Below are 12,823 nucleotides of genomic sequence, written 5' to 3'. Positions count from 1 at the left end.
TAATAAGTGGCCAGGTCTACAATTTAAACTAAAATTCAGCACTTTGTGGCGTACGCGGAAAAGGAATCACATCGCGGATGTTTCCCATACCCGTCATAAATTGCACAAGTCGTTCAAAACCTAGTCCGAAGCCAGCGTGGGGAACAGTACCATAACGACGTAAATCAAGATACCACCACAATTCTTCTGGCTTTAATCCTTGCGCTAACACGCGGCGTTCTAAAACTTCTAGGCGTTCTTCACGCTGAGAACCACCTACAATCTCGCCAATTTTGGGTGCGAGAATATCCATTGCGCGGACGGTTTTTTCATCGTCGTTTAAACGCATATAAAATGCTTTGATTTGCGCTGGATAATCTGTAACAATTACTGGCTTTTTAAACTGTTGTTCAGCCAAGTAGCGTTCGTGTTCTGATTGTAAATCTAAACCCCAACTCACAGGATATTCAAATTTAACATCAGCTTTTTCTAAAAGTTTGATGGCTTCTGTATAAGTTAAGCGTTCAAATTGATTATTCACAATATTTTCGGCTGTTGCTAACACAGACTTGTCAATGCGTTCATTGAAAAATTCCATGTCTTCTGGGCAAGTTTCCAACACATATTTAAAAATGTGTTTGAGAAACGCCTCAGCTAAATCCATATCGCCTTCTAAGTCACAAAAAGCCATTTCCGGCTCAACCATCCAAAATTCTGCTAGGTGGCGCGAGGTGTTGGAATTTTCTGCACGGAAGGTAGGGCCAAAGGTGTAGACGTTGCTAAACGCCATCGCCATTACTTCCGCTTCCAACTGGCCGCTAACTGTTAAATATGTGGGTTTCGCAAAAAAGTCTTGGCTGTAATCTACTGCTTGATTTTCTGTGCGAGGAATATTCTTTAAATCTAAACTGGTAACGCTAAACAGTTCACCTGCGCCTTCGCAGTCGCTAGCAGTGATGATCGGTGTGTGTACCCACAAAAAGCCTCTTTGTTGGAAGAATTGGTGAATTGCTGTCGAACAAGCATTTCTGACGCGGAAAACTGCACCAAAAGAATTAGTCCGCGATCGCAAATGTCCAATGGTTCGCAGAAACTCAAAGGAATGACGTTTCTTTTGCAGGGGATATGTATCGGGATCAGCTTCGCCGTAAACTTTCACAGACTCGGCTTTTAACTCAATCCGTTGTCCTTTACCAAGAGAAGCCACTAGTACCCCTGTCACCTCGACAGCCGCACCTGTATTCAGTTTTTTTAAGATAGCTTCGTAATCTGGCAAATCTTGATTGATGACGGCTTGCAAATTAGCTAGTGATGAGCCGTCATTGACTTCAATAAAAGCAAACCCTTTGGACTCGCGTTTCGTCCGCACCCAGCCTTGAACTAGGAGAGACTCATCAGGTTGGCCACTTCGCAATATTTCTGCAATCCGTCGATTTACCATATTTACCCAGCATAAGACTTTAATATCCAGCCTATGATAACGCCCATTCCACCAAAGCGGACGACTTGCCAGAAAGGTTTTTTCAGGCTACGCCAAGAAAATAACTGGCTTTCTAAGTTTAGTTCTAGCTTTTCCAACTGCTGTTGAATTTGCCTCAACTCTGCTTTGATTTCTGGTGTCTGAGATTTATTGTGCTTTAGTTGATCGCGGCGCTGTTGCCATTGTGCCTGTTGTTGGCGATCGCGTTGCACTTGATCGTAACGTTCTTTTAAGGATAGGAGCGATCGCTCTACTTCCTCTAGTTCTTGTTCAAAATCTGGTTCTGGATTTTCCCCTGACGGTTGTGATTGTTTAGACGGCTTCATTTACAAGTAGTAAAGTAGAAGTAAATGCAAACGTGCCAATAGTTATGTCCCAATCTACCCAGCTGCCGAAAACCAGTCAACTGAATGAACTTAGTACTCTGGAACTAGCTCAAGCCCTCATGGAAAGACTGAGTATTTCCCCTAACGATTGGCATCGCCTCAAGTCTAACCGCAATTCCCGCGCTAATGAACAAGTGGCAGCAGCAATTGTGTATCTTTTAAAGAATCAGCCACAAGAAGCTCAAGCTAGATTAGAACAGGCAATTGGTTGGTTAGATCGCTCCATTTCCGCGCCTCCCTGTCCAACTCACGGTAAGTAGACAATAGGGAATGGGGAATAAAAATCCATCAAATAATAACTTTCCCCATTCCCAACTCACAATTCCCTACTGCCTCATGGGAAGTAAAGAATAGAGAATAGTTAGTAAAAAACAATCAATTAATAACTTTCCCCACTGCCCTTTTATCGTCGCAGAGATAGTCCCCGGCGAGTTTCCATTTGTTTACAAAGCCTTAATTCTGTGCCTTTGCGGTTCCACTCTACCTGATCAAAAATTTGGTGCAGAAGACATAAACCACGACCACTTTCTGATTCATCTGGTGGTAAATAGTCTGTTGGCTCTTCTTCAATAACAGATGAAGGAGTAAAGCCACTACCCTGGTCTGATATTATCCACCAATATTGATTATCAATTAAGGAAAAACGGACTAGAACTGTTTTACTTGGATCGAGATTATTACCATGTTTAGCTGCATTTACTAGGGCTTCTTGAAGTCCTAGCCGCAGTTCTGCTTGTAATTTGGCTGGAATTTCTGCCAACAGTAAATCTAAGATTGGACAAAGGTAGAGGGTTGAGGCAAAACTAATAGTGCCCCAATAACGTGCAACTGGACGGAGTGAAATTGTAATCACAAGAGAAACCCCATAGCTTTCAGTTAGCTAGACATCAGTTTGCTATTACAGGCACCCTGATAAAACTTGAGGTGGTCATGCTGCCTTCAAACTTGCGTCTTTAAAACTAAATTTTGAAAATGCTAGGGAGCATTAGCCCTATAGTATGAGTTGAGATTGTTTGGATATATAACGGCTGCAATAGTTTTGATAATGATGTTAGCAACTTAAAAAGATGCTAGTAATTTGACCGAGTATTGGGATACTCTAGTTAATTGCCGATTTGTCATTTACACAATCCAATTCATATTTCTAAGAAACTATGCAACTTGAATTTATTTAAACGAAAAGGAATTTTTATTTTCAGCTTAATTCAATTTTAGCATCTTTAGTATGCACTAGACTAAAATTTTCAAATTTCAGTTTTTGTAAAGGAATTACTATCCTTGTGCAAATGTGATAGCACAAGAAATGCGGCAGCTTCAACATGAGCCGTTTGAGGAAAAAAATCAGCAGGTTGTACCCGTGTGATGGTATATTGTCCATCTTCGCAAAGCAATTTCAGGTCACGGGCGAGGGTAGATACCTTACAGCTGACGTAAACTATCCGAGATGGTTTCAGTTGCCGTAAAGTGTCGATGACAGCGCGATCGCACCCCTTACGTGGCGGATCGAGTATTACTACTTCTGGTATTGTGCCCATTTTAGGAAGTAATTTCTCTACTGCCCCGACTTGGAATGTCACATTATCAATTCCGTTACGGTGAGCATTCAAAATAGCTTGTTCTACTGCTGCTGGTTGCACTTCTAATCCTGTAGCAATACGAACTTTTTTGGCGAGGGGTAAAGTTAAAGTCCCAATACCACAATAGGCATCAACTAGCAACTCATGCCCTTGAAGATTGAGTTCTGATTGAATTATCTGCAATAGTGCCTCTGCTGTTTCTGTATACACTTGGAAAAATGTATCTGGGCGTACTTGAAATTCCAGTCCAGCAAAGCTTTCACGCAGGTGGGGGACTCCAGCGATGCAACGAGTTTCTGATCCGAATATAGCATTTGTGCGATCGCCATTGCGATTGAGCGACACTCCCACTAACTGCGGATAACGCTTTAACCATTCCTGGGCTTGGGTTTCAATTCCTGATAAATTCCAGTCTTTCACCACCAAAGTCAACAACATTTCTCCAGTGTGTCGGCCAATGCGTAAACCAAGATGGCGAATTTTTCCCTGATGGCGCTGTTCGTCATAAATTTGCCAACCTTGTCGTTGAATATCTTGCTTAACTTCGGCAAGTAAGGGATTTAATCGCGCATCTTGGACTGGACATTGATTTAAATTAATTAATTGGTGACTACCTTTTTGGTAGTAACCAGCTTGTACCTGCCCTGTTGCCGATGTACTCAAAGGATATGTAGATTTATTACGGTAGCCTAAAGCAGAAGGGGCGGCGAGTACCGGATTTACCGGTGGTTGGACAAAACCACCAATGCGCTCTATTGCTTGGATAACTTGATTTTGCTTGGCTACTAGCTGGTATTCATAATTAATATGCTGCCACTGGCAACCACCGCATTTGTCCGCCACAATACAATTGGGTCGGATACGGTGGGAGGATGGCTCTAATAGCTCTTGGAGCTTCCCGTGGGCGTATTTTGGTTTAACATGAACCAAGCGGACAATGGCGCGATCGCCTGGTACAGTATCTGGGACAAACACAACACGTTCATCAGCGCGTCCGACACCATCACCTGTATCACTCAGGTTAGCGATTGTCACTTCAATTAATTCACCCTGTTGCCAAATTATTTTAGTCATTGGTCATTAGTCATTAGTCATTAGTCATTGGTCATTGGTCTGGGCAATAATTAATAGTTCTTTTCCCCCTGCCTCCCCTGCTCCCTGCTCCCTGCCCCCTGCCTCTTCATCTCCCTAAATAGATAAATTCAATACATAAGTATCTCCGATCCCTTCACTTGTGTACCTCCGACTCGCTAAACTAACAGATAATATTTCAGGTGATTTCAATCATCATGACTGTAATTAGCCAAGTTATTCTCAAAGCTGACGACGAACTGCGTTATCCCAGCAGTGGCGAACTGAAAAATATCAAAGACTTTTTGCAAACCGGCGTACAACGGACGCGGATTGCGGCTACCTTAGCCGAAAACGAAAAAAAGATAGTTCAGGAAGCAACCAAACAACTTTGGCAGAAGCGTCCTGACTTTATCTCCCCCGGAGGTAATGCTTACGGAGAACGCCAGCGCTCTCTGTGTATCCGTGATTTTGGTTGGTACTTACGCTTAATTACTTATGGTGTGCTTGCTGGTGACAAAGAGCCAATTGAAAAAATCGGTTTGATTGGTGTGCGGGAAATGTACAATTCATTGGGCGTTCCCGTACCTGGAATGGTAGAAGCGATCAATTCCCTCAAAACAGCTTCCCTTAGCTTATTGAGTGCGGAAGATGCTGCTGAAGCAGCACCATACTTTGATTACATCATTCAAGCGATGTCTTAATACAAAGTGTGTGCTGGTTTTAGGAGTATACTTTCGGTCTACTAAAGTGAGTGTAATATATTAGCACTCCATAGGCATAAGATACCCAATTTGATCGTACCCTCCCCACATTTGGTAGTGGCTGTGGCAAAATATTTGTCAAGTTACTAACCAGTTGTGGGGAAATTTATTTAAGTATATTTGTGGGGCCTTTCTCAAAGGGTAAAGGATATACGGACATAAAAAACCGACAGTCCTTGGTTAAGGCTGTCGGCAATTAAGTGTGTTCCCTATTAATGACTCGGCTAGAGTTCAGTTGTCATTAATTATGCCTAGTTAGCGATCGCAGAGAGAGGATCGTAATCATAGATATGTGTGATTCTCGTCACTTGATTGTTACAGCTAAACTGCATATACCCGAATAATCTCTGAGTCGTAGTAAATCTATGCAAATTTGGAACTAAGAATATATACGCTGGTAAATGCTTTGTCAACTTAAGAGCAAATAACACTGATTAGACACTTAGAAGGTAAAACACGAGACAGAGAAATTCATAAACCTATGCCCCGTTTGCTAAACTGCTGTAGCAGAAAGAGCTATCAGCAAAGATAAATTTCTCAAAGCCAGTCGTAGATAAGCTAATGGAGTTTCCATTGCTGTTGAAAGTGAGGTTGGCAGAGTTAAGGGTATTGCCCGAATTAACACCAGATACTATGAGTTCAGAGCGCTTGAAAGCCTTGAGATCGAGGGTGTCAAAACCATCTCCGCCATCAACAGTTGCTTCCCCGAACCCTTTGAAGTAGTCATTCCCAGCGCCTAGAGCAATGTTGATTCCGCCACCGATGGTGATTTTATGTTGAACTCCATCTAGGGTGCTGGTGGCGATAATTTGGTCATTGCCGTTGCCAGTCTTGATGATTCCTTCTCCATAAATACCATAAGCAGTACCAACCATAAGCAGTACCACCAATTGTTGCTGTCGCCTATCCAGTAAGCTTGTCAGAACCATTGCCAGTATCAATTATTCCATCGTTGACGATGCCAAATGCAGTGGAGTTTGTTCCAGAACTGTTCCCATAACCCGTAATTATGTCCCTGTCTGACCCTGTAGTAATAGTGCCATCTTTAATGATCTGGATGCCGATTCCAGCACCGCTATCGCCAATGCCAGAGGGAGCAATGCTTCCTTTACCGCCATTACCAGTGCCGACGATCGTGTCTTCTCCGTCTCCAGTATCCAGTTTGCCACTGTTGCTGATGCCAATTCCAGCACCGCCGTTACCCCCGACACGCTCACTACTATCGATGTCATCAACGACATCAATAGTCCCGATGCCGCCGATGCCGCCCTGCCCTGTGCCAGAGATCGTGTCTTCTCCGTCTCCGGTATCCAGTTTGCCACTGTTGCTGATGCCGATCCCAGTCCCGCCAACGCCACCAGGAGCAGTGATGGGTGAGGCATCGCCACCGAGACCACCGATACCAGTGCCGTTGATCGTGTCTTTTCCCTCATCTGCATTCAGACTACCACTGTTAGCAATGCCGATTCCAGCACCACCAAGGCCGCTGCTGAAGACGCCATTGCCGCCGATGCCGCCCTTCCCTGTGCCGTTGATCGTGTCTTGTCCATTCCCTACATTTAAAATGCCACTGTTAGCAATGCCAGTGCCAGTACCGCCGTTGCCGGGGGAAAAATCGCCGCTATCACCTTTGCCGCCAGTACCTGTGCCGATAATCGTGTCTTTTCCATCCCTAGTGTAAAGTTTGCTAGTGTTAGCGATGCCCGTTCCAGCACCCCCAGAGCCGCCGGCGATACCACCAGCAGCGCCGTTGCCGCCAGTACCGATACCGGCGATCGTGTCATTTTCTTCCCCTGTATTCAGGCTGCCACTATTAGAAATGCCAATTCCATTACCCCCGAAGCTGGCGCCGAGACCGCTGGCACCGATACCGCCAGTACCTGTACCGACGATCGTGTCTTGTCCTTCCCCGGTGTCCAGTTCGCCACTATTGCTGATGCCAGTCCCATCTTCGGTGAGGCCAGGGCTGCGGCCGTAACTAGGGCTGCCGCCCTTGCCTGTGGCGTTGATCGTGTCATTTCCGTCCCCTGTATTAATACTGCCACTGTTAGCGATGCCTGTCCCAGTATTGCCGTTGCCACCCGCGTAGCTGTCATTGCTGCCGTTGCCGCCAGTACCGATGCCAGTAATTGTGTCGTTTCCGTCACCTGTATTAATACTGCCACTGTTAGCGATGCCTGTCCCAGTACCAGCGCTGCCACCCTGAAAGCCTTCATTGCCGCCGTTACCACCAGTACCAGTGCCAACAATCGTGTCATTTCCGTCCCCTGTATTAATACTGCCTTTGTTGTTGGCGATGCCTATCCCAATACCGCCATTGCCGGGGTTTTCGCTACTGCCACCGCCGCCTTTGCCACCAGTATCGGTGCCGACTATCGTGTCGTTTCCATTTCATCCATTTAGACCTCCACTGTTAGTAATACCAGTCCCAGTACCGCCGTTGCCGCCGTTGCCCAATAAGTTGCCGAAGAACTTGCCAGCAGTACCACCATTGCCGCCAGTGCCAGTCCCGACTATCGTGTCGTTTCCATCTCCTGTATTAATACTGCTTTTGTTGTTGACGATGCCTTTCCCAGTACCGCCATTGCCGGGTTTTTTACCGCCGTTGCTGCCGTTACCACCAGTACCAGTGCCAACGATCATGTCTTTTCCTTCCCCTGTATTAATACTGGCTTTGTTGTTGCCAATGCCTGTCCCTGTACCGCCGTTGCCGGAGCCGTTGTTGCTGCCAGCAGCCGTGCCCTCAATAGTGTCATTTCCTGAGAGTGTACAAATGAAACCTCCAGTTAAAATATCAATACCAATTGCCAGAGATGCATTTAACTGTTTCCCGACTAAAGTGTCGGGAGAATTGGTGCCGATGAGATTTGGTGGAACAGTAAGTCTAGGCATGATCAAAATCCTCTAAGTTACGTTAGTACGGTCGATTTGCTGACTCAGATGAGCAGTTTCGGAAGCAAATTCCCAGAATCCTTTCTCCAAGAGACATTTAGTGATTGAGTTTGCTGTTGTATGAGTCACTTCAAGCGAATGAAATGCCAACGAGAGAATTTAGATTGCAGGGCATTAAAACTTGCAATCGCATCGCATCCTATGAATTTTTTCTGCATTCAACTAGTGGAGGATCTGACAGGCTGATAGCCATTTCTATAATCTGGAAATGACCTATGCATATTACAAGGGAAGAAAATTTTATTACTTAAGCTTTATCAGTATATTTACCAGTGATTTAGCGTTGAATACAATCTATCTTTAGGTGTACAAAAATATGTATCTTTAAGTAAATTTATTTATTTTTTTAAATCTTTAGCGTCATATAGTTATGAACTATGCTAATAAATGCACCTACAGGGCAAGTAAATCGGTAGAATAATGCTCTGTACAATTGGTGCATTATTTCCATGACCGCCACATCTCCTGCTTTTTTTTCCCCTCAAGAAATCGCTGCTGAAGGTCTTAAACCAGAAGAATACGCAGAAATTGTCCGTCGGTTAGGCCGTCATCCCAACAAAGCTGAACTGGGAATGTTCGGGGTAATGTGGTCAGAGCATTGCTGTTACAAAAATTCTCGACCTCTACTCAAACAATTTCCCACTGAGGGGCCCCGCATCCTCGTGGGGCCTGGTGAAAATGCTGGTGTTGTAGATTTAGGTGACGGACTCCAACTAGCTTTTAAGATTGAATCCCACAACCACCCCTCAGCTGTAGAACCATTTCAAGGTGCAGCAACGGGAGTGGGCGGTATTCTTAGAGATATTTTTACAATGGGTGCGCGTCCCATTGCTCTATTAAATTCCCTACGCTTCGGTTCCCTAGAAGATGCCAAAACTCAAAGGCTGTTCCAAGGCGTAGTAGCGGGGATTTCACATTATGGTAATTGCGTTGGAGTACCAACAGTAGGCGGCGAAGTTTACTTTGATCCAGCTTATTCTGGTAATCCCCTAGTGAATGTTATGGCACTAGGATTAATGGAAACGTCAGAAATCGTCAAATCTGGGGCATCTGGCTTAGGAAACCCCGTGCTGTATGTTGGTTCCACCACCGGGCGCGACGGTATGGGAGGCGCAAGTTTTGCCAGTGCAGAATTGAGCGATCAGTCAATAGACGATCGCCCGGCTGTGCAAGTAGGCGATCCATTTTTGGAAAAGTCGTTAATTGAAGCTTGTCTAGAGGCGTTTAAAACAGGTGCAGTTGTCGCCGCCCAAGATATGGGAGCAGCTGGAATCACCTGTTCTACTTCAGAGATGGCGGCAAAAGGTGGAGTAGGAATTGAACTAGATTTAGATAAAATTCCCGCTAGAGAAACGGGGATGGTTCCTTATGAATATCTGCTTTCGGAATCTCAAGAACGAATGCTGTTCGTTGCCCATAAGGGGCGCGAGCAAGAATTAATCGACATTTTTCATCGTTGGGGACTTCAAGCCGTTGTCGCCGGTACTGTCATCGCTGAACCCATCGTGCGGATTCTCTTTCAGGGTGGAGTAGCAGCAGAAATTCCCGCCGAGGCTTTGGCGGAAAATACCCCACTATATAACCGGGAGTTGTTGGCAGAAGCGCCAGAATATGCCCGTCAAGCTTGGGAATGGACTCCTGATTCTTTACCTGCTTGCACAACTGCTGGCATAGAACTCCAAGAAGGTGTGCAAAGTTGGAATGATATTCTCTTCACTTTGCTCGATACACCCACGATCGCATCTAAAAACTGGGTGTATCGTCAATATGACCATCAAGTACAAAATAATACAGTTATACTACCAGGTGGTGCAGATGCGGCTGTTATCCGGTTGCGCCCCCTTGAAGAAATTCCCAATCTAAAATCTAAAATCCTAAATCTAAAATTAGGGGTGGCAGCAACAGTAGATTGTAATCCTCGTTATGTTTATCTTGACCCTTATGAGGGAGCTAAGGCAGTGGTGGCAGAAGCTGCACGCAATCTTAGCTGTGTGGGTGCAGAACCTCTGGCGGTGACGGATAACCTAAATTTTGGCTCTCCAGAAAAACCGATTGGTTATTGGCAATTGGCAGAAGCTTGTCGCGGTTTGGCGGAAGGTTGCCGAGAATTGGCGACACCAGTCACAGGCGGAAATGTTTCTTTATACAATGAAACCCTCGATTCTCAAGGCATCCCACAACCCATTTATCCCACTCCTGTAGTGGGGATGGTGGGCTTGATTCCCGATATCACCAAAATTGGTGGACAAGGTTGGCAAGCATCCGGCGATGTGATTTACCTTCTCGGATTGCCTCTGGCATCCAAAATCAGTTTGGGAGCATCTGAGTATTTAGCTACTATCCACAATACTGTTGCCGGAAAACCGCCACTGGTAGATTTTGACTTGGAACGCCGCGTCCAAAAAGTTTGTCGGGAAGGAATTCGTAATGGTTGGGTACGTTCAGCCCATGATTCTGCTGAAGGGGGAGTTGCGATCGCACTTGCCGAATGTTGTATTGCTGGCAACCTTGGTGCCGAAATCAATTTAGAAATAGCACCAACGCACAACCGTGTCGATGAGGTGCTGTTTGCCGAAGGTGGTGCCAGGATTTTAGTTTCTGTAACATCGGCACAGCAAACAATTTGGGAATCATACTTACAGGAACATCTCGGTCAACAGTGGCAAATACTAGGTACAGTTGGCAATTTTGAGACGGGTTTGGGGGTTTTCACCACTGATAATCAGGTCTTAATCAAAGTTAGTATCGAAGATATGAGCGATCGCTATTTCCATGCGATCGCTAGGCGTATCGCCAACCAAAGAACTATTTCTGAGTCTTGAGTATTTAGACTTCACTCAGAAATCAGCACTAATCACTCAGAACTATTAGCGTCTCTGAGCATAATTACGGTACTGTTTTAATAGATGGTTAAAGATTTATTAAGAAATCAACACCTATCTATAGACATAATCCCAGTGACTTGACCCCCCCCACCAGGAGCAAAGCTAGCATGACCTCTATTCATTCTGTCACTTCGGATGAATACCCCGACCTTAACAACAACCCAATTAATAGTCATGAAAATCAGCCTGACAAGCCCGAAGAAGCTTGTGGTGTTTTTGGCATTTATGCACCAGGAGAAAACGTTGCTAAACTGACCTACTTTGGATTGTACGCCCTCCAGCATCGGGGTCAAGAATCAGCTGGTATTGCCACTTTTGAAGGTACAAAAGTCCATCTCCACAAAGATATGGGCTTGGTGTCTCAAGTCTTCAATGAATCTGTTTTGGATGAATTACCTGGTAGCCTTGCTGTTGGTCACACTCGTTATTCCACAACAGGTTCTAGCCGCAAAGTTAATGCCCAACCCGCAGTTCTGGAAACTCGCTTAGGTTCATTAGCTTTAGCACACAATGGTAATTTAGTCAATACAGTGCAACTGCGTCAAGAGTTGCTTGAGAAAAAATACAACTTAGTTACCACAACAGACTCAGAAATGATTGCTTTTGCGATCGCAGAAGCAATCAATGCTGGCGCAGATTGGCTAGAAGGTTCAATTCAGGCATTTCATCGTTGCCAAGGAGCCTTTAGTTTAGTTATTGGCACTCCTAACGGCGTTATGGGTGTCCGTGACACCAATGGTATTCGTCCTCTAGTAATTGGGACTTTAGCGGGTAATCCAGTCCGTTACGTTTTGGCATCCGAGACTTGTGGTTTAGACATCATTGGAGCCGAATACCTGCGAGATGTAGAACCAGGTGAATTAGTTTGGATTACTGAAGAAGGTTTGGCTTCCTATCACTGGAGTCAACAGACCCAAAGGAAATTGTGTATCTTTGAGATGATTTACTTTGCCCGCCCTGATAGCATTATGCACAACGAGAGTTTGTACAGCTATCGGATGCGGTTAGGGCATCAACTAGCCAAAGAATCTTGTGTCGATGCCGATATAGTCTTTGGTGTTCCTGATTCTGGTATTCCTGCTGCGATCGGATTTTCCCAAGCTTCTGGTGTAGCCTACGCCGAAGGACTGATTAAAAATCGCTATGTTGGACGAACCTTTATTCAGCCAACCCAAACCATGCGCGAGTCTGGTATCCGCATGAAACTTAACCCTCTTAAAGATGTGCTAGCAGGCAAACGAGTAATTATTGTAGATGACTCGATTGTACGGGGTACTACCAGCCGTAAACTAGTCAAAACCTTGCGTGAAGCGGGTGCAGTGGAAGTACACATGCGAATTTCCTCTCCGCCAGTAACTCATCCTTGCTTCTACGGCATCGACACCGATTCTCAAGATCAGTTGATTGCTGCTACCAAGTCAGTAGCGGAAATTGCCAAGCAACTGGAAGTAGATAGCCTTGCCTATCTGAGTTGGGAAGGAATGCTAGAAGCGACACGAGAAGACACCAATAGTTTCTGCTCTGCCTGCTTTACTGGAGATTATCCAGTAACGATTCCTGAGCAAGTGAAGCGTTCTAAGTTGAGTTTAGAAAAGGTAGTGGTGTAAGGGATTGGGGGAGTGGGGAATAGGGGATGAGGGAGCAGGGGGAGAATTCGTAACTCCTAACTCTTCACAGGCTAAACGCCCCGCTACCGCTAACGGAACTGTTTTGCTCAATGCCCAATGCC

The 12,823-nt window shown here is 45.2% G+C and carries 12 protein-coding genes; 5 read left to right on the top strand and 7 right to left on the bottom strand.

From position 1 onward, the window contains the following. Positions 1 to 28: 28 nt before the first annotated feature. The gene (gene asnS, locus FBB35_RS14335; RefSeq protein ID WP_174710174.1) at positions 29 to 1,420 is read right to left on the bottom strand and encodes an asparagine--tRNA ligase; all 1,392 of its coding nucleotides are present in this window, start codon (positions 1,418 to 1,420) and stop codon (positions 29 to 31) included. A gap of 2 nt (positions 1,421 to 1,422) precedes the next feature. Then, positions 1,423 to 1,785, bottom strand: coding sequence for a hypothetical protein (locus FBB35_RS14330; protein ID WP_174710173.1), 363 nt, complete (start codon positions 1,783 to 1,785; stop codon positions 1,423 to 1,425). 44 nt (positions 1,786 to 1,829) lie between these two features. Between FBB35_RS14330 and FBB35_RS14325 the strand changes: the two genes are divergently transcribed. Then, positions 1,830 to 2,105 carry a DUF6439 family protein gene (locus FBB35_RS14325; protein WP_041565907.1) on the top strand — a complete coding sequence of 92 codons (276 nt, stop codon included), beginning with the start codon at positions 1,830 to 1,832 and terminating at the stop codon, positions 2,103 to 2,105. Positions 2,106 to 2,248: 143 nt separating this feature from the next. Here the strand turns inward: FBB35_RS14325 and FBB35_RS14320 are convergent, their stop codons facing one another. Together FBB35_RS14320 and rlmD are read right to left on the bottom strand one after the other, a co-directional pair. Beyond that, positions 2,249 to 2,698 (bottom strand): anti-sigma regulatory factor, encoded by a 450-nt coding sequence (locus tag FBB35_RS14320; protein WP_174710172.1) that lies wholly within the window; start codon positions 2,696 to 2,698, stop codon positions 2,249 to 2,251. A 391-nt stretch (positions 2,699 to 3,089) separates the two neighbouring features. Next, entirely contained in the window at positions 3,090 to 4,496 is a 1,407-nt protein-coding gene (rlmD, locus tag FBB35_RS14315) for a 23S rRNA (uracil(1939)-C(5))-methyltransferase RlmD (protein ID WP_174710171.1), read from the bottom strand. Positions 4,497 to 4,711: 215 nt separating this feature from the next. Between rlmD and FBB35_RS14310 the strand changes: the two genes are divergently transcribed. After that, on the top strand, positions 4,712 to 5,197 hold the full coding sequence (locus FBB35_RS14310) for an allophycocyanin subunit alpha-B (protein ID WP_094348587.1): 486 nt from the start codon (positions 4,712 to 4,714) through the stop codon (positions 5,195 to 5,197). 539 nt (positions 5,198 to 5,736) lie between these two features. Here the strand turns inward: FBB35_RS14310 and FBB35_RS14305 are convergent. Together FBB35_RS14305 and FBB35_RS14300 are read right to left on the bottom strand one after the other, a co-directional pair. Beyond that, positions 5,737 to 6,186, bottom strand: a complete 450-nt coding sequence (locus tag FBB35_RS14305; RefSeq protein ID WP_174710170.1) for a hypothetical protein — start codon at positions 6,184 to 6,186, stop codon at positions 5,737 to 5,739. A 630-nt stretch (positions 6,187 to 6,816) separates the two neighbouring features. Beyond that, entirely contained in the window at positions 6,817 to 6,996 is a 180-nt protein-coding gene (locus tag FBB35_RS14300) for a hypothetical protein (RefSeq protein WP_174710169.1), read from the bottom strand. Between the two features lie 160 nt (positions 6,997 to 7,156). On the opposite strand from FBB35_RS14300, the gene FBB35_RS14295 reads away from it, so the two are divergent. Beyond that, a complete protein-coding gene (locus tag FBB35_RS14295) occupies positions 7,157 to 7,660 on the top strand; it encodes a hypothetical protein (RefSeq protein WP_174710168.1) in 504 nt (167 codons plus the stop codon). On the opposite strand, the gene FBB35_RS14290 is transcribed toward FBB35_RS14295, so the two are convergent. Beyond that, positions 7,649 to 8,149, bottom strand: coding sequence for a hypothetical protein (locus FBB35_RS14290; protein ID WP_174710167.1), 501 nt, complete (start codon positions 8,147 to 8,149; stop codon positions 7,649 to 7,651). The two genes, FBB35_RS14295 and FBB35_RS14290, sit on opposite strands and share 12 nt — an antisense overlap. Before the next feature lie 509 nt (positions 8,150 to 8,658). Between FBB35_RS14290 and purL the strand changes: the two genes are divergently transcribed. Continuing rightward, on the top strand, positions 8,659 to 11,031 hold the full coding sequence (gene purL / locus FBB35_RS14285) for a phosphoribosylformylglycinamidine synthase subunit PurL (RefSeq protein ID WP_174710166.1): 2,373 nt from the start codon (positions 8,659 to 8,661) through the stop codon (positions 11,029 to 11,031). A 170-nt stretch (positions 11,032 to 11,201) separates the two neighbouring features. Next, positions 11,202 to 12,701 (top strand): amidophosphoribosyltransferase, encoded by a 1,500-nt coding sequence (gene purF, locus FBB35_RS14280; RefSeq protein ID WP_174710165.1) that lies wholly within the window; start codon positions 11,202 to 11,204, stop codon positions 12,699 to 12,701. The last annotated feature ends 122 nt before the right edge of the window (positions 12,702 to 12,823 follow it).

Origin of the sequence: Nostoc sp. TCL240-02, from assembly GCF_013343235.1 — a bacterium.
Classification (GTDB): Bacteria; Cyanobacteriota; Cyanobacteriia; order Cyanobacteriales; family Nostocaceae; genus Nostoc.
This window is presented reverse-complemented; position numbering and strand designations above follow the sequence as displayed.

Excerpts from the sequence above, each read along its gene's own strand:
- purF (WP_174710165.1), top strand. The coding sequence starts at position 11,202 with ATGACCTCTATTCATTCTGTCACTTCGGATGAATACCCCGACCTTAAC.
- FBB35_RS14325 (WP_041565907.1), top strand. The coding sequence starts at position 1,830 with ATGTCCCAATCTACCCAGCTGCCGAAAACCAGTCAACTGAATGAACTT.
- FBB35_RS14310 (WP_094348587.1), top strand. The coding sequence starts at position 4,712 with ATGACTGTAATTAGCCAAGTTATTCTCAAAGCTGACGACGAACTGCGT.
- FBB35_RS14305 (WP_174710170.1), bottom strand. The coding sequence starts at position 6,186 with ATGGTTCTGACAAGCTTACTGGATAGGCGACAGCAACAATTGGTGGTA.
- FBB35_RS14330 (WP_174710173.1), bottom strand. The coding sequence starts at position 1,785 with ATGAAGCCGTCTAAACAATCACAACCGTCAGGGGAAAATCCAGAACCA.
- rlmD (WP_174710171.1), bottom strand. The coding sequence starts at position 4,496 with ATGACTAAAATAATTTGGCAACAGGGTGAATTAATTGAAGTGACAATC.
- FBB35_RS14290 (WP_174710167.1), bottom strand. The coding sequence starts at position 8,149 with ATGCCTAGACTTACTGTTCCACCAAATCTCATCGGCACCAATTCTCCC.
- purL (WP_174710166.1), top strand. The coding sequence starts at position 8,659 with ATGACCGCCACATCTCCTGCTTTTTTTTCCCCTCAAGAAATCGCTGCT.
- asnS (WP_174710174.1), bottom strand. The coding sequence starts at position 1,420 with ATGGTAAATCGACGGATTGCAGAAATATTGCGAAGTGGCCAACCTGAT.